Raw genomic sequence first — 21785 nt, 5'->3', positions numbered from 1 at the left:
AGTAGAACTATTTCTAGTTTCTCAGATACAGATTTTGGACTTCTTTTGGACATAATAAAACTCCCCTCATAGTTTCTAGTGAAAATTTTTGTTTTTTCACTGTCCACTATAAGGGGAGTATATCACTCATAAAGACGGATTTTTTGTTGAACAATTTACGGTTGTCGGCCAATACGGTACCCATATCGATCCGCCTATTCACTTTGTAGAAGGGGCTCGCTATCTAGATGAGATTGACTTGAAAGACTTGCTCTTACCTCTCTATGTGATTGATAAGTCGGAGGCAGTTGCAGCCAATAATGACTACGAGATTACCAAACAAGATATTTTGGATTTTGAAGCTGAACATGGCCCAATTGCACCTGAATCTTTTGTTGCTTTTCGTTCAGATTGGTCAAAACGTTGGCCAAGTCAGGATGCTGTGCGAAATTTGGATGACCAAGGGGTACAACATACACCAGGTTGGAGCCACGAGGCCTTGCAATACTTGATTGAAGAGCGTAAGGTAAAAGCGGTTGGACATGAAACCTTGGATACGGATTCAGGTTTATCTGCCGCTAAGCATGGTGGAAGCTTGCCAGAAGAATACTATCTCTTGTCCAAAGATATTTATCAGTTGGAAGTCTTGAATAATTTGGACCAGGTGCCAGCAAGAGGAGCCCTGATTTCCATTGCCTTTCCACATTGGGAAAAGGCTTCGGGGTCGCCAGTGCGTGCTATTGCGATTTTACCATAAGAAAAAAGCCAGACAGTGTGCTTTCTTACACTTGTCTGGTCTTTTTATTTCTTTTAACGCATGGTAACGAATTCTTCTGAGCCAGTTGGGTGGATGGCTACAACGGCATCAAATTCTTCCTTGGTTGCGCCCATTTTAATGGCAACTGAGAAACCTTGGATCATTTCATCGACACCATAGCCAATGCCGTGTAAACCGACGACTTGTTCAGTCTCGCCAACTGTGACTAACTTAAACTTAGCCATTTGGCGATTGTTTGCTAGAGCTGTGTACATGGAAGTAAAGGCCGAAGTATAGACTTTTACCTGTTCTTGACCGTATTGGGCGATGGCTTCTTCTTCGGTTAAACCAACTGTTCCGATAGCAGGATGAGAAAAGACAACAGTCGGGATATTCGTATAATCCATTTTAGCAGTAGCTTTATTGTTGAAGAGGCGCTCTGCCAATAAGCGACCAGCCTTGATGGCTACGGGTGTCAACTCTTTTTCGCCTGTCACATCACCAAGGGCATAGATGCCAGGGACGCCAGTTTCTTGGTATTCATCCACAGCGATATGCCCATATGGTGTTAGTTGCACACCAGCTGCTTCAAGATTGAGCTGCTCTACATTTGGTTTACGACCAATTGCCCAGAGAACTTTTTGGGCAAGATGGCTACTTCCGTCTTCAAAGTTAATTTGAATGAGACCGTCCTCAGTTTTTTCAAGGCTGACGGGTGTTTTACCTGTATGGAGAGGAAGATTGGTCCGTTCCATTTCTTCCATAAGAGCTTGGATGATATAGCTATCGAAGTTACGAAGAGGTCGATTACCACGAACAAAGAGGTCAGTTTGGACCCCTAATCCGTGGAGAAGTCCAGCTATTTCCACAGCGATATAGCCGGCCCCAATAACTGCCACAGAAGTAGGCAATTCTTCCCAGGCAAAGACATCATCAGATACAATGCCTAGTTCACTTCCTGGAATGTTTGGCACAGCAGGCTGAGCACCAGTTGCAATGACAATGTGTTTGGCACGAATGAGCTCACCATTGACTTCCACCGTTTGAGCATCGACAAACTTGGCAAAACCGTTGATTACTTCAACACCATTATTGTTAAAAGTATTTCCATAAGAAGTACGAGATCGTTCGATATAGGCTTCACGGTTTTTTCGCAAGGTAGCAAAATCAAATGTCACATCCTGGCTAGTAAAACCATACTCTGGACCATAGTGATGAATGGCTTCAGCCACTTGAGAACCGTACCACATGATTTTTTTAGGAACACAGCCAAGGTTAACACAGGTTCCGCCAAGGTGGCTTCCTTCAATCACAGCAGCCTTAGCCCCATAGATAGCAGCACGGTTCATAGTAGCAATACCGCCGCTGCCTCCACCAATGGCAATAATATCAAATTCTTTCATGAGTTTTTCTCCTCTAAATGATAATTATCTTCATTCTATCGTTTTTTTAGTTATCAATCAAAAATCCGCTACGTTCTCTTACAAAATTGTAAGTAGGAAAAATACCGAACTTTTTGTAAAATGATTAAGAAAACACTTGCAAAAAAACGTGTATTTGTGTATTATAAAGACAATACAAAATAAATATGTTTTGATTTAGAAAAGGAGTATCATATGTTAAAGACAAAGAAGGCTAAAATTGCTTTGTTCAGTGGTCTCAGTGTTGCGGCTATCGCCTTAATTGGTGGTGCCTTGGTATTTGGAGGTGTATTAGGTGGTTCCTCACCAACTTCTACAGAGCAAGTTGCGACCAGTTTGACCTATACAGTAGCTAAAGAGGGCTCGATTGCTTCATCGACCTTATTGACAGGAACGATTTCTGCAGCTGATGAACAATATGTTTATTATGACCCTTCCAAGGGGGATTTGAGTGAGGTCTTGGTTGAGCCTGGTACTCAAGTACAAGTCGGAACCCCTTTGATTCGCTATGATGCAACAGAATTGCAGGCTGCTTTAGATAGTGCTGTTCGAGGACGGGATAAGATTGGGCGTCAGATTTATGAATTGCAGACTAGTGGACAAACGGTTCAAACAACAGGCGATGCAGCAACTGATGAAGCAGCAACTGCAGCAGCTCAGCGCTCTGTGGATTCTCAATTGGCTGATTTGAATGACTCCTATGCAGATGCCCAAGCAGCAGTGGATAAAGCCTATACAGCCTTACAGGAAGCAACAGTTACAAGTACCGTAGCTGGTACAGTTGTGGAAGTGAATAAATCTGTCTCAAAAAGTTCAACATCTAGCCAGACAGTAGTTCATATCGTTAACCAAGGTAGCTTACAGGTTACAGGTAACTTAACAGAGTACGATTTGGCAAACATTGCAGTTGATCAAGAAGTAAAATTGACCAGTAAGGTCTATCCTGATAAGTCTTGGACTGGAAAGATTACCTACATTTCTAACTATCCATCGACAGAACAAGCTACAAGTGCAGTAGCAGGTGCAGGTGGTGGTTCAGGTGCCAAGTATCCTTTCAAAGCAGCCTTGACAAGTGAATTGGACGAATTGAAACAAGGTTTTACTGTGAATATTGAAGTGGTTAATAGCACAAACCATATCCTAATTCCAGTTACGTCTGTTGTACCAGAGGATGACAAGAATTATGTTTGGACAATTGTAGAAGGCAAAGCTAAAAAAGTAGAGGTTACCCTTGGAAATGCGGATGCTCTCAATCAAGAGGTGACAGCCGGGATTGCAGCAGGAGATCAGGTCATTACTATTCCAACTCCAGACCTTGAAGAAGGAAAAGAGGTTGAAGCCAATGAAGAACCAACTTATTAGATTAACCAATATTAACAAATCCTATAAAAACGGGGACCAAGAACTTCGTGTCCTCAAAGATATCGATTTAGAGGTGGAAGAGGGAGAATTTTTGGCTATTATGGGACCGTCTGGTTCAGGGAAATCAACCTTGATGAATATTATCGGGCTTTTGGATCGGTCTACAACTGGTAACTATTGGTTGGAAGGAGAAGAAGTCAGTCAACTGTCTGAGAAGAAATTAGCCTCCGTCCGCAATGACCAGATTGGATTTGTTTTCCAACAATTCTTTCTCTTATCCAAACTCAATGCCCTTCAAAATGTCGAGTTACCTTTGATTTATGCAGGGGTTCCAGCCAATCAACGGAAAAAATTAGCCAAACGTTATTTGGAAAAAGTGGAGTTGGCTGAGCGGATGACCCACCTACCGTCAGAATTGTCAGGTGGTCAGAAACAAAGGGTGGCTATTGCGCGTGCCTTGGTCAATACACCAGCCATTATTTTAGCGGATGAGCCAACAGGTGCCTTGGATACCAAGACAGGCGAGCAGATTATGCAACTTCTGACAGAGTTGAATAATGAAGGTAAAACCATTATCATGGTCACCCATGAACCTGAAATTGCTGCCTATGCCAAACGTAAAATCGTTTTGCGTGACGGTATCATTACAGAAGATAGTAGAAGGGAGGAAGTCTAGATGGAAAACTGGAAATTTGCCCTCAAGTCTATCCTAGCCCATAAGATGCGTTCTCTTTTGACTATGTTAGGTATTATCATCGGTGTGGCAGCTGTTGTGATTATCGTTGCTATGGGAACGGGGATGTCCCGTAGTATTGAAAAGTCCTTGGCGGGTGATCAGAATAATGTTCAGGTTTATTTTACACCTTATATTCCTGTTGAAGGTGCTGGTACAACCGGGATTTTTGGCAGTATTGGTGGCGGTGAAATGTCAATGGAAGAAGAGCCAGATTTGACAGAATCCATGCTACAAGGGCTCTTGGAGATTGATGGAATTAGCAATTACTATATCAGCACTTCAAATATGGCAGAAGTTGCATTCGGGAATAAAAAGGCTGAGAATGTAAGTATAAACGGTGTCAGTCAATCCTACTTTACAGTAAAGGAATTTGAAATTCTAGCTGGACGTCAATTTACAGCAAATGATTATAGTCGTTTTTCACGAATCATCATGTTGGATGTTGCACTTGCAGAAAAATTATTTGGTTCGATTGAATCTTCCTTAAACCAAGTTGTCAGTGTCAATGCTAATTCCTACCTTGTTGTTGGAGTGTATAAAGATCCGAAAGCAGGAACGGCACTTTATGGTATGAATTCAGGTGGGAATGCTGTCATGACTAATACACAATTGGCTGCTGAAATGGGCATGAAAGAAAATAGCGGTCTTTATGTCCATGTAGACGATGTCAGCCGTGCTGGAGAAGTCGGGCAGGCAGCAGCAGATTATTTAACACGTGTAACTGGGTTAAAAGAAGCTAGGTACAATATCTATGATATGTCTGCTATGTTGGATGAATTTAAAACGCAAATGTCAGGTGTGACCATGTTTATCGGTGCAGTTGCAGGTATTTCTCTTCTAGTTGGTGGTATCGGTGTTATGAATATTATGTTGGTATCAGTAACTGAGCGGACTCGTGAAATCGGTCTTCGAAAAGCGCTCGGAGCAACCCGAGGCAATATCTTGATGCAATTCTTGATAGAAGCTATGGTTCTGACTACTTTAGGTGGAGCAATCGGCTTAGCTATCGCTCAAGCCATTGTGTTTACTCTCAACGCCACAAAGGTTATGGGAGAGATGACAGCTGAAATATCAATACCGGTTGTTTTAGGAAGTTTAGCCTTCTCAGCAGTGGTCGGTATTGTCTTTGGCGTACTACCTGCCAACAAAGCATCTAAGCTTGATCCAATTGAAGCTTTGCGCTATGAATAATCTATTGAAACGATTAGGTTTTCCTAGTCGTTTTATTTTTTGAGCAAATCAATTGACTTTATCACTAATTAGAGATAAAATGAACGCATCAATTAAGAAATAGTGATTTCAAAGGAGAACACATCATGGTAGAATTAGGTATTTCAACATTTGGCGAAACAACTCCACTAGAAAAAACAGGGGAAACATATAGCCACGACGAGCGGATCCGTCAACTGGTTAAAGAAATTGAGCTAGCAGATGCGGTGGGGCTTGATGTCTATGGGATTGGGGAACATCACCGCGAAGATTTTGCGGTTTCTGCACCTGAGATTGTGCTGGCAGCTGGTGCCGTCAATACCAAGCATATCAAGCTAACATCAGCAGTTTCCATCCTTTCCTCCATGGACCCTGTAAGGCTCTACCAGCAGTACACCACCATTGATGCTTTGTCAAATGGCAGAGCAGAAATCATGGCGGGTCGTGGTTCCTTTACCGAGTCCTTCCCCTTGTTTGGCTATGATCTCCATGACTATGAAGAACTCTTCGATGAAAAGTTGTATATGCTTCTGGAAATCGACAAGGAAACCAATCTCAAGTGGGATGGCCATTTTACCCAGTCAGTCGATAATAAGCCAGTCTATCCACGTCCTGTTCAGGAAGATTTTCCCATTTGGGTTGCAACTGGGGGCAATGTAGAGTCCACCATCAAGATTGCTAAGAAAGGCCTGCCAATCGTGTATGCAGTCATTGGTGCAGGTGCCCATCGCTTTAAACCACTGGCAGATGCCTATCGAAAAGTTGCTCGTAACTCAGGTCATGATCCAAAGAAAACGAAAGTTGCAGCCCATTCTTGGGGTTGGATTGCAGATGACCATGACAAGGCTGTGGAAGAATATTATCATCCAACCAAAGTAATTACGGACAATATTGCCAAAGACCGCCCACATTGGAGCGAGATGACCAAGGCGCAATATCTCTACTCTCTGACAGACGAAGGAGCAACCATCGTCGGAGATCCAAAACGAGTCGCTGAAAAAATTATCAAGACTATTGAAACACTTGACTTGGACCGTTTCTTCCTCCATCTCCCAATCGGCTCAATGCCACATGAAGATGTCCTCCGTGCCATCGAACTCTACGGAAAAGAAGTTGCACCAATTGTCCGAGATTATTTTGCCAAAAAAGAAGAGAATCAGTCCCCAAACTGATGAGATAGTCGATAGGATGATTTATACTATAGTTAATCCTAAATATTTTTCATAATCTCCTGAAAATCCCGGCCAATTGGTCGGGATTTTTTGCAATAAATAGATAAAAAATAAGCTAGACCAAGAAAGGTCCAGCTTAGGTGATGAAGCCTTGATATTCGGAATGTACAGTCCTTTAAATGAGCTTTGATACACCGTTACTTACTTTAAAGGAAGTAGATTGCTTCGTCTGTCTCATTTTTTAGACTGAATGCTAATTCATTCGACTAGAGTTTAGAATATGTTGAGAGGCAATTTTTGTTATTTGTATGGAAATACTTAGTTTTTAACAGGTCCATTTGCAGTAGTATCAATTGCATCCTTAATGGTTTGGGCAAACAGTTCAGCACCATTCGTTTCAAGGTTGAAGTGAACTAGGTCCGTGTTATACCAAATCGTTGGATTATCTTTGGATACTTGATACCAGTCAGCAATGGAAATGTAATCATGTTTCTCAGCCAATTCACGTTCGTATTTTCCTGTTTGATAGGCAATAGAATTGCTTGGAGTGAAGTTTCCATCGTAAGGTGTGACAAAAATTAAACGATGTCCTTTAGGAAATTCATTGACTAATTGATCCAAGAGTTCTTGATAATTGTCAGCGGTATTTGTTCCTAAAGCAACGACAACAGTTTCTTTCAAGGTATTATTTTGCTTATAGAGGTTGAGTAGTTTTGAAATTTCAGTAAGATTTCGACTAACTGTACCGTCTATCTGTGCCTCTGGTAATGCTTCTTGTAGGGCAGAGTTAGCCCGAACTGTAACGGAGTCACCGAAGATAGTGACTCCTTTTTGAATATCAAAGCTCGTTGCTTTTGTGCTTTCAATTGCAGAGCGGGTTGTATTGATTTGCGTTTGAGCTTGGTATAAGCTACTGATCAAATTTTCTTGTTCAAATGTGCCCAGTCTTGGAGCAAATAGACAGATTGCTAAGTTTAAAACAGCAAGAAATCCAAAACTAGTTAGTAGCCATTTTTTGTAAGGGCTGAGGTCAATAGCTAGACCAAACAAGCTTCCTACCTTTCCTGCAAGATAGGGTTCCAAGAGATAGAAGGAACTTGTAGCGAGGATTGTTGAAAAGATGAAAGACAGGGCAACTGCTATTGATGAATTTGTTAATTGAGTAAAAACAATCAAAAGAGGCCAATGGAAGAGATAGATACCGTAAGAAATATTGGCAAAGAACTGGATTAGTTTAGGTTCTTCAATATGTTCCGTTTTTTCATGAAGTATGCGTGCAGCAAGAATCATGGCCGCCGTTGCAAGGCTGGATAGTAGGAAACCAATGAGGTAGGTCCAAATAGAACTAAATTGAAGAGTAAAGAGTAGAATAAGTTCGACTACTAGTCCACTGGCAAACAGTCCAATAGCTTTTTTAACACTCCATGTTTGTGCTACGTTTTGGAAAGAGCTAGTTGTATGCTGTATTCCAACGATAGTTGCAAGAATGCTTCCGAGGAAGAATGGGAAGGTATGAGTAAAACTAGAGTAGTAGATTGTTGAATAATTTTCTACAAAAAAGCTGGAAATAACCATTCCCAAGAATGTTAGGACAAATAGACTAGCAGAAGTTAAGAAAATGGTTCCCCGCAGTTGACCGACACTTTTAGACAGTCGAGCCAGAAACCAGACCAGTCCCGCCCAGATAATGTAGAACTGAACCTCGATTGCCAGTGTCCATGTGTGGACCAAGAGGTGGGGAGAGAACTGATTTTCATAACTCCCTCCCGAAAGGATTTCAAAGAAATTGGTCATAAATCCGAGTGCGGCAGCAACTTGTCTACCAATACCTGCTAGAAAATCATTTCGAATGAGTATAGCTAGTGGTATGACTAGAAGTATAGTAAAGACCAAGGGAGGTAGGATGCGATAGAATCTTCTCTTGAAAAATCCAAAAATATCGATTTTTTTATGCTTAGAAAATTCATCAATTAGGAGGGCTGTTGTCAAGTAGCCAGATAGGGTAAAGAACAAATCAACCCCAACAAATCCACCAGGGAACAGTTTGATAAAGAAGTGGTAGAGAAGAACAAAAGCTAAGCCAATGACACGAATAGTAGATAACCATTTAATTTTCATTTTGATAAATCCCCTGTTTAAATCTTCCTTCATAGACAGCTTTTCCTTCTGTCGTTAATTTACCTTGTCCGTCAGCGTAGCCATTTTTAAATTCTCCTGCATAAGTCCAACCACTTGCTGATGTATAGGTCCCCTTTCCATTGAAAATGCCATTTTTAAATTGTCCTTCATATACATCGCCATTTTCAAAAGTGAGTTTGCCCTGACCGTTCATTTTAGATGCGACAACATAACCATTGTATTGTAGCTTTCCATTGTCAAGAGTGATAGTTTGTTTGTTACCTATACGACTAGTAAAGACAGATAAGGAACAAACAAATACAAGGAAGAGTGACAGTATTTCGATTTTTTGACGACTGATGAAACGCGATAGGGAACGATTACCAGTCATGGGATTTTGATGCTCTTTCATAGATAAACCCTTTCAGTAAAATATCTGGACTATTTTAATGTCTTTCATAGCATATCAAAAAACAATCTCAGTGTGTTCAGAAATAGTTTACCATTTTTTTACAAATATTACAAAAATATTACACAGTCTGTTGATTAAAATTTTAAGAAAGTTTGTCTAACCAATCCTGACAGCCCTGTTTGACCATACGATAGGTTTCCTGAAAATCACCTGTGTACCAAGGGTCCGGGACGGATTTGTCTGCGAATTGAAAAATTTTATCTTGGGCATGGGCAGGGGCCATTTTCCGTAAATCACGGACATTGTTGCTATCCATTCCTATGATGACATCAAATTCTTCAAAGTCTGTTTGAGAGATTTGTTGAGAGGTCTTGGTTTGGTCATAGGGAATGCCATACTCTTGGAAAATCTTCTGGGTTCCTGGATAGATAGGATTACCATGTTCCCAGCTGGATGTTGCCCGACTTTCAATGTGGAAGGAATCGGTTAAATCTTTCATGACAAATTCTGCCATGGGACTGCGACAGATATTGCCTAAGCAAACAAAGACGATTTTTTTCATAGAGAACTCCTTTTTTCTTTTATTATATCATTTATGTGGTGTAACTTTCTTAGATATGTTACAAAATTAGAACTTTTCTAATATAAGGTATATTACTTGATTTTTAGGATATCTTTATTTATAATAATTATAAATAAAAAACAAAAAGGGGAACACCATGAAACAAAAGTATTTTCAAACACCAGCAGAAATTGCTTCCTTCAGCCCACGTCAATCAGTAGCATTGGCTGATACCAAGGCAGTTTTGAATCAGGCAGTAGCAGATTTATCAGTAGCCCATTCTATCCTCCATCAAGTTCATTGGTATATGCGTGGTCGTGGTTTTATGATTTGGCATCCAAAGATGGATGAATATATGGAAGAAATTGATGGCTATTTGGATGAGATGAGTGAACGTTTGATCACCTTAGGTGGGGCACCATTTTCTACCCTTAAAGAGTTTAGTGAAAATAGTCAGCTCAAGGAAGTTCCTGGTGATTACACTGTAACGATTGAAGAGCAATTGGCGCGTGTGGTAGAGGTGTTCCGCTATCTGGCTGCTCTTTTCCAAAAGGGATTTGATGTCAGTGATGAAGAAGGCGACAGCGTAACCAACGATATTTTCAATGTGGCTAAGGCAAGTATTGAAAAACATATTTGGATGTTGCAGGCAGAACTAGGACAAGCTCCGAAATTGTAAATAGATGAAGGGTCCAGAAGGACTCTTTTTTGCTGCATAGATGATAGTCGAATGAATTTGCAATTAGACAGGGTGGAAAACCCATGTAAAGCAAGACACTAATGAAGAGTGTAGCAAGTTGAAAGTGATCATGCCTTGAAGCGAATATATCATGATTAAATAGTGAGCGAAATTGATTTCGACTGAACAAAAATAACACCCCAGAAGTTAGATTTTTTTATCTACCTTTTGGGGTGTGGTTCATTGACACAAGGCTTTTTCCATAACCTTGTGCTTATTCCTTATCGAAAGCTTTTTTGATGCCGTCAACAGCACCTTCAATGCCATCTTTGGCATCTTCGACTAATTCTTTAGCCTTGCCTAGGCCTTTTTCCACAAGTCCTTCGACTTCAAGGCCTTTATCGCCTGTTAATTTGCCCAATCCTTCTTTGACAGAACCTGCCAATTGGTCGAGTTGTGCATTCAATTTATCTTCTGACATAAGAAACCTCTTTTCTTTGCATCAAGGGTGGTCGCCCACCGAGTCATTCTACTATGTAGAACATGTTGATATATCTATATTAAGTTAAAATGCAGCAAAAGGCAAGAGATTTGCTTGGATTATGGTCTGCTGATAATGACATTTGTCACATGAGTCAATGACAAAGGCTTCTAGTGCGGGCTTCATTTTCGAGATATACTGTCTATGTAAGATGTTCAAGTAGTAGGAGGTAGAAAAATGATAGAAGTACGAGCATTAGAAAAAATCATCAAGGGGCGGACAATCTTGTCTGACATTTCCTTTGAGGTAGCAAGCGGTGATTGTGTGGCCTTAATTGGTCAAAATGGGGCTGGGAAAACGACCCTTATGTCTTGTTTGTTGGGGGATAAGAAGGTGACGAGAGGCCAGGTTTTGTTGGACGGTCTGCCTCCACAGGCTCAGTCCAATAAGGAAAAGGTAGCAGTCTTACCTCAAGAAAATGCTATTCCAACGGACTTGAAGGTCAAGGAATTGCTCCGCTTTTTCCAAGCCATCTACAAGGATAGTCTGACAGATGTGGAAATCGACAGCCTGCTCTGCTTTTCCCCAGAGCAAAAAAATCAACTGGCCGGCAAGCTATCGGGTGGTCAGAAGCGGCTCTTGGCTTTCGTCATCTGCCTGATTGGCAAGCCCAAGTTGCTCTTTTTGGACGAGCCGACGGCGGGTATGGATACTTCGACCCGTCAGCGTTTCTGGGAGATTGTCCATGAACTCAAGGCTCAGGGTGTGACTATTTTTTATACCAGCCACTATATCGAGGAAGTGGAGCATACGGCGGAGCGGATTTTGGTCTTGCACCAGGGGCGGTTACTAAGAGATACCACGCCATTTGCCATGCGGAGTGAGGAGCAGGAGAAGGAAGTAACCCTGCCGATTGCCTTTGCGGCGGCGGTGGAGAGCTTGGCTGAAATCAATGAAATCAGCTACAAACAAGACACGGTCAGCTTCAAGACCGGAGCTATTGAGCAGGTTTGGGCTAGTTTGCAGGAGGCAGGTTGTCGGATTTCAGACCTAGAGGTTCAGAACAAAACTCTGCTCAATAGCCTATTTGACAAGACAAGGGAGGAAGAATCATGAAAGCATTAGTTCAAGTAGAGGCGGTAAAATTATCCAGAAGTTTGGGAGTATTTCTCCTGTCTATCGGTATGCCCGTCATCTTTTTCCTGATCTTTTCATCAACCATCCAGTTTGATGATGCAGCCATGCAAAAGGCCTTTATCCAGTCCTATATGCTGACCATGACAGGTTTTTCCATGTCGGGCTTTGCCCTTTTCACCTTTCCAACGATGCTGGCAGAGGACAGAAAAAATAGCTGGTTGACCTTTATCCAGCATTCGCCCCTGCCAATCTGGCACTATTACCTGTCCAAACTGGTTCGGGTCTTGCTCTGCTTTGTATCTTCCAATGTCATTGTCTTTGCGGTCGGTGGCTTGGTTAAGGGTGTAGAGATGACAGCTCAAGAATGGGTAATTTCGGCTCTCTTACTTTTAGTAACCTCTATCGTATTTCTAGCTATTGGCTTGCTCTTGGTGCAAATCCAATCTGAACAGGCCATGTCGGTGGTGGCAAACTTGCTCTACTTTGTTCTGGCCATCATGGGTGGCTCTTGGATGCCTGTTTCCCTCTTTCCAGACTGGGTGCAGCGGATTTGTAAACTCATGCCCAGCTACCATGTCAATCAGCTGGTGACCACTTACGCTCAAGAGGGAGATTTTCTCTGGAAATCCTTGCTAATTGTCCTAGGCTATGCGATAATTTTCTTAGGAATTGCTCTAGTTCTGAATAGAAAATCGGAGCAACAGTGAGGTAAGCTATGATTTTTGAAAAAAGAAAGGTACCGCTCATGTTCTTCGTGGGCATGGTCTTTCTCTATTTTCCCTTTTACTATGCCCAGTATAGTCCTAATCCGACGGCAGTTGTCCTAGCGACTATTCTCTTTGCCTTGGTCTATTGCTCCCTCTTTTATACCGACCACAAGCTCTATTCCCTACTGGGGTGGTTTTACCTGATTGGCTATATCGCCGTCATGAGCTTTTGGGGCAATCTGCAATTCTCCCTCTTTATCTTCAACCTGTCCAATATGCTGGGCTGGTACTACAAGGAAACTCGACCGACCTATCGGACGGTGTCTTATGGGATTTTGTTGCTGGCTATTATCCTCTGGGCTCTATTTGGCCCTGTTCCTTTTGAGATGAGAGCCTTTGCACTTGTTATCCACTTCTTTGGCCTGGCCTTGCTGATTTTCAGCTGGATTGAGACCAAACGGGCTGCCCTTCAGCAACGCCTACAGGAGCAGAATGCGTCCATCAATCTCCTTCTGGCTGAGAATGAACGCAACCGTATCGGTCAGGACTTGCACGATACGCTGGGGCATGTCTTTGCCATGCTGTCTGTCAAGGCTGAGCTGGTCCAGACACTTTTAGACCACGATCAGATTGACCAGGCCAAGAAGGAAGTGGCAGACCTTCAGACCTTGGCCAAGGACTCCATGCAGGATGTTCGCCAGATTGTCCAGTCCCTCAAGCAGCACACTGTGGCAGAGGAACTCCAGATTTTACAGCAGATGTTGGACTTGGCAGGAGTGGACTTAGTTGTCTTGGGCAGGGAAATGGCAGAGCAGCTCAGCTTGCCTGTCCAGAACAAGCTGGCTATGGTGCTGAGAGAGTTGGCCAATAACCTGCTCAAGCACAGCCAGGCTAGCAAGTGCCGTTTGGTTTTTGAAAAAGACCAGCAAGAATTGGTTTTGCACTACGAAGACAACGGTGTGGGCTTTGCCCAGTTGACTGGTCAGGAGTTGCATACCATAAAGGACAGGTTGGTAACGGTGAAAGGAAGTTTGGAGTTTCTTTCTCTGGCCAAGCCCACCCGCCTGTCCATCCGAATTCCGTTTGAGGAGGTGGTAGAATGAGAATCTTAGTCGCAGAAGACCAAGCCATGCTGCGGGACGCCCTCTGTCAGCTCTTGGGCTTTCAAAATGCGGTTGAGGCTGTTTTACAGGTAGAAAACGGTAGTCAGGCCATTGCTCTTTTGAAAAAAGAGCCCGTAGATGTGGTGCTACTAGATATAGAAATGCCTGAAAAGACGGGCCTAGATGTCTTGGAATGGGTGCGTGGACAAGCCTTGCCTGTCAAGGTTGTCATCATGACCACCTTCAAGCGACCTGGTTATTTCGAGCGGGCGGTCAAGGCAGATGTGGATGCCTATGTGCTCAAGGAACGCTCCATCGCAGACCTCATGCGGACCATTGAAACGGTCTTGGCGGGGCGGAAGGAGTATTCGCCAGAGTTGATGGACATTCTCCTGACCCAACGTAGTCCCTTGACCAACTTGGAAAGTCAGCTGCTCAAGCTGGTGGCAGAGGGGCTGTCCAATAAGGAAATTGCCAGCCAGCTCCACCTGTCTGACGGGACAGTCCGCAACTACATGACCTCCATCCTGTCCAAGTTAGGTGCCGAAAACCGCACAGCTGCTGTTAAGATTGCACAGGAAAAGGGTTGGTTAGTATAAACGCATGAGATTGGGCATTTGTCCAATCTTTTTAATGCACGGATTTTCTGGTTGAGTTTTTATATTGAAAATCTTTGGATATTTTGCTAAAATTTACTATATGAAACGACTATACGATGTGCAACAGTTGCTAAAACGATTTGGGATTATCATCTATATGGGCAATCGTCTCTATGACATCGAGATGATGCAGATAGAGCTCAATCGCGTTTATCAGGCAGGTCTTCTGGATAGGTTGGACTACATGGAGGCCGAATTGGTTTTGCGACGGGAACATCGTTTGGAATTAGAGTATCAGAAGATGAAGGAGAGTCAGTAGTGGAAACTTTGTGGGTATTTCTCGTATTTGTTATTATTTTAGGTTCATGGATGGGCTTTAATTACTGGAGATTGCGTCGTGCAGCGACTTTGATTGATAATGCAGAATTTGCAGAAAAGATTCACGGCGGACAATTGATTGACCTTCGTGATCCAAGTGAATTTAGTCGGAAACATATTTTGGGAGCACGCAATATCCCTTATCAGCAGTTAAAAATGAGTACAAATGCTCTTCGCAAGGATAAGCCTGTTTTGATATATGAAAATGATCGTGGTCAATTGGTTACTCCTGCTGCTCTGTATTTGAAAAAGCAAGGCTTTAACGAGATATACATTTTAAGTTATGGTTTAAATGGCTGGAATGGAAAAGTGAAAACATCCAAGTGATTTCCTGGAAATTTTATGAAAAATGCATTATAATGAAGATATTGAAAGTTAGAGATGAGGATTTGAATGATGGGAACAGATAAAAAATTTGACAAATTATCGGCCTCAGAAATGGGAATTATTGGATTTATCCTTGTGATATTATTGGTAGGAATAGCGTCGATTTGGGCGGATAATCCGGATTCAAGTACTAGTACCACAAACCAAACGCAACAAGTGACAACTAGCAGTAATAGCGTTTCGAATCTTTTACAAAAAGCAGAAACTGCAGTTTCAGACTTGGAAAAAGAATTTTCGGCTCAAAATCTGACCCTTGCACAGAAAGCAGTTGATAAGGTTACAGATTCTACAAAAAAATCAGAGTTACAAAAAAGAATTGATGCTGCAAAAGCTACCGACACACAAGCCAAATTGCAAGCAGAGGTAGTACGGGCAGAAGCAGCTCGTAAGCTTGCTGAACAACAATCATCTGCATCAACTAGCACTAGCAGTCAAGAGGTTAGTCAAACAGAAACAGAGGTTGCGACAGCTCCTTCATATTCTGAACAGGTAGAAACTGTCCAGAATAACTATGTCTACTCGCAGCCAACATATACAGCTCCTTCAGTTTCTGTTCAGCCGCAGACACCTGTTACCCAAACTCCGTCAACACCATCAGCACCAGCAGTTACCGAAACTGTACCGGTTGAAACCTCAACGACACCAGTAGTTGAAACACAGCCATCTGTGACTGAAACAGTGCCATCAGCTACAGAAAATACTACTGATACTACTACAAACGCTGGAAATGGTGAGTAGTAGTGTATGAGCTAGCTAAACAATCGATTGGATAGCTAGAAAGTTATCCTCTATTATGAAATGTGAGCTGGACTTCTGTCTGGCTTTTTGGATACTTAGAAAACATATTTATGTTAGCTTTGGAGTTGACAGTATTAGATTTAGTCATTTAAATCTGCCTTGATGCATTGTTGCTTTCGGCTTCGGGTACTCTCAGGACTGACTTGTAGTGCAAGCTTAGCAACCTAATCTCAATTCTTGTCTGAAATTTTTGTATTTGTCTATATAATGTCGTTGCTTTCCCCTAATCATAAATATGGATAAATGAATTAGAAAAATTCACTTATAGGTTTATCATTTTGAGGATACAGCAGTTTTTTGGGAGTTGGTAATAGACTTGGTCACTCGTAGTTGCTCACTTCAAAATTCAAACAAGATCAATTTAGTAATCAGTGAAACGTTCAAATATTGTTCAAAAATAAAAACTATCGTTAGATTTTGTATCAAACGATAGTTTTTTATCTATGTAATATATTGTTTATATGTTTTACCCAATTGCCAGGAGTAGGTCTGTAGCTTGTTTTTCAAGTTTTTCTAATGTTTCTTCAGACAATTCTAAGATACCTGTTCCCCATGCTTCTGGGTTGATTGTAGAACCCGTAAACTCACCTGCAATATGGGTGCGAATAAATGGAAGTAGGTGCTGAAAATCTTTAAATAAATATTCGTGACCACTGTTTGCGACAGCAGAAACGGTGGTGATTTTATCCTGAAGGATAGATGGTCCTTTTGGATTGGATAAGTCAAGTGAACGGCTTAGCCAGTCCAGAGCATTTTTTACGACACCGGGGATTGCGTAGTTATAAACTGGTGAGAAAATCCAGATAGCGTCGGCAGCATCTACTTGTGCACGTAACTCTTCAATTTCGGGAAGGATAGGTGTCTCTAAATCTTGGTTGAACAAAGGAATTTTTGCAAGATTGATATAAGTCACCTGGGCTTTCTCAGCTAAGAATTCTTCAGCTTTTTTAGCCATCTGATGGTTGAATGAACCATTTCGTAGGGAACCAACTAAGAATAAAATATGTGCCATAGAGGCCTCCTTTTAACGTGATAAATTTAGTAAAGCCTATTTCCAAATAGATGACAATCTATTCTATTACTGTTTTTTAAATTTTTTCAAAATTTCAGCCAATGTTTCTTGTTCTTCTAAACTGAGGACAGAGAAAATGGTGCCGATGTTCTCATAGTGCTCAGGTAGAATTTTTTCGATTGTTTGTCTCCCCAGTGGAGTAAGACCAATGAGGGAGGCACGGCGATCGCTTGTGTCAATTTCCTTATAGATATAGCCATCGCGGATCATATTTTTGATAACAACCGTCATATTTCCTGAGGTACTGAGTAATTTGTCAATCAAGTCTTGAATACGCAGATTTCCCTTATTGTAGAGTGCCTCCATCACTCCAAATTGACTAATGGTCAATCCATGTTTTTTGATTGTTTCTATCTCAAGTTTTGAAATAGTATTTGCAGCTCGGTGGAAGACAACGAGACTATGTAAGGCGTCTTTGTTAGCTTGTAATGATTCTTGTACTGATTTCATAAGAAAATTTTAGCAATAATTAATTGTATTTTCAAGTAAAATGATAAATTTTATGTAGGTTAAGAGTTATTTTTTAAATTCTAACCCTTTTTTATGGTCGATTAATGAATTTCTAATAAAAGTATATTCTTACTGCCATTGTATGATTGGAGTTCGGTATAGGAAAGACTGTTCATTTTGGATATTCTATATGAAAGGGGAGGATGAACATTCAATTCTGCTTTCATTTTTGATATAATGGTTGTAATCAATTTTGAAAGTTAGAGGTAAAGAATGAAGAATCGGGGTTCGATTGATAGTCGAATAGACTATGCATTGATATTACCAGTCTCTTTTTTATTAGCAATTGGTATAATATCTTTATATATTTCAGTAAACCAAGACTATCCTAATAGTGTATTCCAAATGGTGGGGCAGCAAGTGGCCTGGATTTGTATAGGAGTTATCCTTGCATTCTTAATAATGTTTTTTTCCACCAGATTTCTGTGGAAAGCAACTCCTTTCTTATACATATTGGGACTGGGGTTGATGATCTTGCCCTTATATTTCTATAGTCCAGAGTTGGTAGCTAGTACGGGTGCAAAAAACTGGGTAACGATTGCTGGAAAGACCTTGTTTCAACCTTCGGAATTTATGAAAATAGCATACATCGTTATGCTATCTAGGGTCATTGTCACCTATCATAAATTTAATCCGGTCAGAACCATAAAGCATGATTTTGCACTCATTGCTTATATGCTCCTGTTTACTGTGCCGATTTTGGGGCTGCTAGTTTTACAGAGTGACTTTGGAACTTCCATGGTGTTTTTGGCTATTTTCAGCGGAATGTTGCTCTTATCAGGTGTTTCCTGGAAAATTCTTCTACCAGCAGCTCTCACAGTGATTGTAGTTGTCGGTGGGTTTATGTTGATTTTTATTTCTCCAGGAGGAACAACATTCCTACATAATATGGGAATGGATACCTATAAAATCAATAGAATTTCTGCCTGGCTTGATCCATTTAAAAATGCACAATCAACGACTTATCAACAGGCACAAAGTTTGATTGCTATTGGTAGTGGCGGAGTGACAGGATTAGGATTTAATAAGACCAACTTGCTCATCCCTGTTCGTGAAAGTGATATGATTTTTACGGTCATTGCTGAGGACTTTGGATTTATCGGAAGTTCAATCCTTATCTTGCTTTACCTTTTGTTAATTTATAGGATGTTAAAAATTACACTGCTTTCGAATAACAGATACTATACCTACATTTCAACAGGTTACATTATGATGTTGTTATTTCATGTATTTGAAAATATTGGGGCGGCGACAGGTGTATTACCTCTAACTGGTATTCCATTGCCATTTATCTCGCAAGGGGGATCTTCAATGGTTTCAAATCTTATCGGTGTAGGTTTGATTTTATCAATGAGTTATCAGTATCATTTAGCAGATGAGAAAGAGCAGTTCAGAAAAAGAAGGCAGAAAAAAATTGTATTAAAAGGAATTGGGAGGTAGGTTTTGATGAAAAAGGTTGCAGTTCTATTTGCAGAAGGTTTTGAAGAAATTGAAGCATTGGTTCCAGTTGATATTTTTAGAAGAGCTGGATTTCAATGTGATATGATTGGCTTATCTGATTTAAAAGTGAACGGTTCGCATGCAATAACCATTTCGGTCGATAAGCTTTTTAATGGTGATTTATCAGAATATGATTTGATTGTTTTACCTGGGGGAATGCCTGGTTCGACTAATCTACGAGATGACGAGCGTTTGATTGCAGAATTGCAGAAAGCGGTAGCCAATGGTAAGCGGGTTGCAGCGATTTGTGCGGCGCCAATCGTTCTTGATAAAGCCGGGTTATTAGAAAATCGGAACTATACTTGTTTCCCAGGAAAGGAAAATGATATTCAATCCGGTATTCATTTGACAGATACAGTAGTTGTAGATGGTCAAATAATAACCAGTCGTGGTGCTGGTACTAGCTTTGATTTTGCCTATAAACTTGTAGAGTTACTTGGCGGTGATGGTGCTGGTCTTGCTAATGTCATGGTCTACAAAAGATAATTGAATGAAAATAAGGAGTTGAGTTGTTGAAATTCGGCTCCTTTTTTGGTGGGATTTTTGTTAAAAATATGGTATAATATTGGGTACGATTGTAGAGTTTTTAGGCTCTTTTTTCTTCAACAGTTTATCAATCTTTTGATAAAGTGTTGTGAAATTTTTAGTGCGTAGCTTAGAAATAAAGGATATAGAATGTCAGAAGAAATTAAAGATTTACAAGAAAAAGCACAGGAATATGACGCCAGTCAGATTCAGGTTTTGGAAGGTCTTGAAGCTGTTCGTATGCGTCCAGGTATGTATATCGGTTCGACATCTAAAGAGGGGCTTCACCACCTAGTTTGGGAAATTGTTGATAACTCTATTGATGAAGCGTTGGCAGGTTTTGCCAATAAGATTGAAGTTTTTATCGAACCAGATAATTCCATCACAGTTGTGGACAATGGACGGGGAATCCCAGTAGATATTCAAGAAAAAACGGGTCGTCCAGCTGTTGAAACAGTCTTTACAGTTCTCCATGCCGGAGGAAAATTTGGCGGTGGTGGTTATAAGGTGTCAGGTGGACTTCATGGCGTAGGTTCGTCAGTTGTAAACGCTCTGTCTACTCAATTAGACGTCCATGTTTATAAAAATGGTCAGGTTTATTTCCAAGAATACCGTCGTGGTGAAGTGGTTGCAGATTTGAAAGTTGTGGGTGAAACAGATCGCAATGGTACGACTGTTCATTTTACGCCGGATCCAGAAATTTTCACTGAGACGACAGAGTTTGATTTTGCGAAATTAAACAAGCGTATCCAAGAGTTGGCTTTCCTAAACCGTGGGTTAAATCTTTCAATCACGGATAAGCGTGAGGGAATGGAACAAACCAAAGAGTATCACTATGAAGGTGGTATTGCTTCTTACGTGGAATACCTCAATGAAAACAAGGATGTCATTTTTGAAACACCGATTTATACCGACGGTGAAATGGATGACATTACCGTTGAAGTTGCTATGCAATATACAACGAGTTACCATGAAAATGTGGTCAGCTTTGCCAACAATATCCATACCCATGAAGGAGGTACTCACGAACAAGGTTTCCGTACCGCATTGACGCGTGTCATTAATGACTACGCGAAGAAGAACAAAATCCTCAAGGAAAATGAAGATAATCTAACTGGTGAGGATGTTCGCGAAGGTTTGACAGCAGTTATTTCTGTTAAACACCCAGGCCCTCAGTTCGAAGGGCAAACAAAGACCAAGCTTGGAAATAGTGAAGTTGTTAAAATTACCAATAGACTTTTCTCAGATGCTTTTGGTGAATTTTTGTTGGAAAATCCTCAGATTGCTCGTCGTATTGTTGAAAAAGGGATTTTGGCAAGTAAGGCTCGTATTGCTGCCAAACGAGCGCGTGAGGTAACGCGTAAGAAATCAGGTCTTGAAATTTCTAACCTGCCAGGCAAGTTGGCAGACTGTTCATCCAACGATGCGACCAAGACAGAATTGTTCATCGTAGAGGGGGATTCAGCAGGTGGTTCAGCAAAATCTGGTCGTGACCGTGAGTTCCAAGCTATTTTGCCAATTCGTGGTAAGATTTTGAACGTGGAAAAAGCTAGCATGGATAAGATTTTGGCAAACGAGGAAATCCGTAGTCTCTTTACAGCTATGGGAACTGGCTTCGGCGCTGACTTTGATGTAACCAAGGCTCGTTATCAGAAATTGGTCATTATGACAGATGCTGATGTCGATGGAGCCCACATTCGTACCTTACTTTTGACACTCTTTTACCGTTACATGAGACCGATTGTTGAAGCCGGGTATGTTTATATTGCCCAACCACCAATTTACGGAGTAAAGGTTGGAAGTGAGATAAAGGAATATATCCAACCGGGTGCCAATCAAGAACAAGAATTGCAAGAAGCCTTAGAAAGACATAGTACAGGACGTTCTAAACCAACCATCCAACGATATAAGGGGTTGGGAGAAATGGATGACCATCAGTTGTGGGAAACAACGATGAATCCTGAGAATCGTCTGATGGCACGAGTTTCAGTAGATGATGCAGCTGAAGCAGATAAAATTTTTGACATGTTAATGGGGGATAAAGTAGAACCTCGTCGAGAATTTATTGAAGAAAATGCTGTTTATTCAACTCTGGATATCTAAAATCTAAAAAAACAAGTGCAAGAACTAGAGGAATATGGTATAATTAAGCGATATATTTCTAGTAATTACTATGATCTA

Annotated in this window: 22 protein-coding genes and 1 pseudogene; 16 read left to right on the top strand and 7 right to left on the bottom strand. The window is 41.1% G+C overall.

What is annotated here, in order from left to right:
- Nucleotides 1-115 precede the first annotated feature (115 nt).
- A pseudogene (locus NF418_RS06680) lies at nt 116-736 on the top strand (cyclase family protein); the annotation flags it as partial.
- A gap of 53 nt (nt 737-789) precedes the next feature.
- Here the strand turns inward: NF418_RS06680 and gorA are convergent.
- Nucleotides 790-2139, bottom strand: a complete 1350-nt coding sequence (gene gorA, locus NF418_RS06675; protein ID WP_256778935.1) for a glutathione-disulfide reductase — start codon at nt 2137-2139, stop codon at nt 790-792.
- Between the two features lie 213 nt (nt 2140-2352).
- On the opposite strand from gorA, the gene NF418_RS06670 reads away from it, so the two are divergent.
- The 4 genes from NF418_RS06670 (at nt 2353) to NF418_RS06655 (ending at nt 6636) form a co-directional block, all read left to right on the top strand.
- Nucleotides 2353-3519: an efflux RND transporter periplasmic adaptor subunit gene (locus NF418_RS06670; RefSeq protein WP_256778934.1), complete on the top strand. Its 1167-nt coding sequence runs from the start codon at nt 2353-2355 to the stop codon at nt 3517-3519.
- Nucleotides 3500-4195, top strand: coding sequence for an ABC transporter ATP-binding protein (locus NF418_RS06665; protein ID WP_256778933.1), 696 nt, complete (start codon nt 3500-3502; stop codon nt 4193-4195). Before NF418_RS06670 ends, NF418_RS06665 begins: the two co-directional genes overlap by 20 nt.
- Nucleotides 4196-5446 (top strand): ABC transporter permease, encoded by a 1251-nt coding sequence (locus NF418_RS06660; protein WP_172084307.1) that lies wholly within the window; start codon nt 4196-4198, stop codon nt 5444-5446.
- Nucleotides 5447-5571: 125 nt separating this feature from the next.
- A complete protein-coding gene (locus NF418_RS06655) occupies nt 5572-6636 on the top strand; it encodes an LLM class flavin-dependent oxidoreductase (protein WP_256778932.1) in 1065 nt (354 codons plus the stop codon).
- Nucleotides 6637-6954: 318 nt separating this feature from the next.
- Here the strand turns inward: NF418_RS06655 and NF418_RS06650 are convergent, their stop codons facing one another.
- The 3 genes from NF418_RS06650 to NF418_RS06640 all read right to left on the bottom strand — a co-directional run bounded on the left by NF418_RS06650 (nt 6955) and on the right by NF418_RS06640 (nt 9728).
- Nucleotides 6955-8754 (bottom strand): acyltransferase family protein, encoded by a 1800-nt coding sequence (locus NF418_RS06650; RefSeq protein WP_256778931.1) that lies wholly within the window; start codon nt 8752-8754, stop codon nt 6955-6957.
- Nucleotides 8744-9166, bottom strand: a complete 423-nt coding sequence (locus NF418_RS06645) for a hypothetical protein (RefSeq protein ID WP_256778930.1) — start codon at nt 9164-9166, stop codon at nt 8744-8746. The genes NF418_RS06650 and NF418_RS06645 overlap by 11 nt, the downstream gene beginning before the upstream one ends.
- A 142-nt stretch (nt 9167-9308) precedes the next feature.
- Nucleotides 9309-9728, bottom strand: a complete 420-nt coding sequence (locus tag NF418_RS06640; protein ID WP_105108847.1) for a low molecular weight protein-tyrosine-phosphatase — start codon at nt 9726-9728, stop codon at nt 9309-9311.
- A 157-nt stretch (nt 9729-9885) separates the two neighbouring features.
- Here NF418_RS06640 and NF418_RS06635 point away from each other — a divergent pair, with 157 nt between their 5' ends.
- A complete protein-coding gene (locus NF418_RS06635) occupies nt 9886-10407 on the top strand; it encodes a Dps family protein (RefSeq protein ID WP_105108848.1) in 522 nt (173 codons plus the stop codon).
- A gap of 274 nt (nt 10408-10681) precedes the next feature.
- Here NF418_RS06635 and NF418_RS06630 read toward each other — a convergent pair whose 3' ends face one another.
- Complete coding sequence (locus NF418_RS06630; RefSeq protein WP_171999213.1) at nt 10682-10888, bottom strand: CsbD family protein; 207 nt, start codon at nt 10886-10888, stop codon at nt 10682-10684.
- A 237-nt stretch (nt 10889-11125) separates the two neighbouring features.
- On the opposite strand from NF418_RS06630, the gene NF418_RS06625 reads away from it, so the two are divergent.
- The 7 genes from NF418_RS06625 to NF418_RS06595 all read left to right on the top strand — a co-directional run bounded on the left by NF418_RS06625 (nt 11126) and on the right by NF418_RS06595 (nt 15937).
- Entirely contained in the window at nt 11126-12004 is an 879-nt protein-coding gene (locus tag NF418_RS06625) for an ABC transporter ATP-binding protein (RefSeq protein ID WP_256778929.1), read from the top strand.
- Nucleotides 12001-12732, top strand: coding sequence for an ABC transporter permease (locus NF418_RS06620; RefSeq protein WP_256778928.1), 732 nt, complete (start codon nt 12001-12003; stop codon nt 12730-12732). Before NF418_RS06625 ends, NF418_RS06620 begins: the two co-directional genes overlap by 4 nt.
- 8 nt (nt 12733-12740) lie before the next feature.
- Nucleotides 12741-13835: a sensor histidine kinase gene (locus tag NF418_RS06615; protein ID WP_256778927.1), complete on the top strand. Its 1095-nt coding sequence runs from the start codon at nt 12741-12743 to the stop codon at nt 13833-13835.
- A complete protein-coding gene (locus NF418_RS06610) occupies nt 13832-14434 on the top strand; it encodes a response regulator transcription factor (RefSeq protein ID WP_256778926.1) in 603 nt (200 codons plus the stop codon). The genes NF418_RS06615 and NF418_RS06610 overlap by 4 nt, the downstream gene beginning before the upstream one ends.
- A gap of 100 nt (nt 14435-14534) precedes the next feature.
- On the top strand, nt 14535-14753 hold the full coding sequence (locus NF418_RS06605) for a YqgQ family protein (protein ID WP_033875548.1): 219 nt from the start codon (nt 14535-14537) through the stop codon (nt 14751-14753).
- On the top strand, nt 14753-15139 hold the full coding sequence (locus NF418_RS06600) for a rhodanese-like domain-containing protein (protein WP_256778925.1): 387 nt from the start codon (nt 14753-14755) through the stop codon (nt 15137-15139). The genes NF418_RS06605 and NF418_RS06600 overlap by 1 nt, the downstream gene beginning before the upstream one ends.
- Before the next feature lie 66 nt (nt 15140-15205).
- Nucleotides 15206-15937 (top strand): serine protease, encoded by a 732-nt coding sequence (locus tag NF418_RS06595; protein ID WP_256778924.1) that lies wholly within the window; start codon nt 15206-15208, stop codon nt 15935-15937.
- Nucleotides 15938-16463: 526 nt separating this feature from the next.
- On the opposite strand, the gene NF418_RS06590 is transcribed toward NF418_RS06595, so the two are convergent.
- Both NF418_RS06590 and NF418_RS06585 read right to left on the bottom strand, forming a co-directional pair.
- On the bottom strand, nt 16464-17009 hold the full coding sequence (locus NF418_RS06590) for an NADPH-dependent FMN reductase (RefSeq protein WP_172084340.1): 546 nt from the start codon (nt 17007-17009) through the stop codon (nt 16464-16466).
- Between the two features lie 66 nt (nt 17010-17075).
- Nucleotides 17076-17519 (bottom strand): MarR family winged helix-turn-helix transcriptional regulator, encoded by a 444-nt coding sequence (locus NF418_RS06585; protein ID WP_105108858.1) that lies wholly within the window; start codon nt 17517-17519, stop codon nt 17076-17078.
- A gap of 273 nt (nt 17520-17792) precedes the next feature.
- Here NF418_RS06585 and NF418_RS06580 point away from each other — a divergent pair, with 273 nt between their 5' ends.
- The 3 genes from NF418_RS06580 to gyrB all read left to right on the top strand — a co-directional run bounded on the left by NF418_RS06580 (nt 17793) and on the right by gyrB (nt 21707).
- Complete coding sequence (locus NF418_RS06580) at nt 17793-19019, top strand: FtsW/RodA/SpoVE family cell cycle protein (protein ID WP_256778923.1); 1227 nt, start codon at nt 17793-17795, stop codon at nt 19017-19019.
- A 6-nt stretch (nt 19020-19025) separates the two neighbouring features.
- On the top strand, nt 19026-19565 hold the full coding sequence (locus tag NF418_RS06575) for a DJ-1 family glyoxalase III (protein ID WP_256778922.1): 540 nt from the start codon (nt 19026-19028) through the stop codon (nt 19563-19565).
- A 189-nt stretch (nt 19566-19754) separates the two neighbouring features.
- Nucleotides 19755-21707: a DNA topoisomerase (ATP-hydrolyzing) subunit B gene (gyrB, locus tag NF418_RS06570; RefSeq protein ID WP_256778921.1), complete on the top strand. Its 1953-nt coding sequence runs from the start codon at nt 19755-19757 to the stop codon at nt 21705-21707.
- Nucleotides 21708-21785 lie beyond the last annotated feature (78 nt).

This window comes from Streptococcus suis (assembly GCF_024509555.1).
Classification (GTDB): Bacteria; Bacillota; Bacilli; order Lactobacillales; family Streptococcaceae; genus Streptococcus; species Streptococcus suis_AD.
The sequence above is the reverse complement of the archived record's forward strand: the minus strand, read 5'-3'. Positions and strand labels throughout refer to the sequence as shown.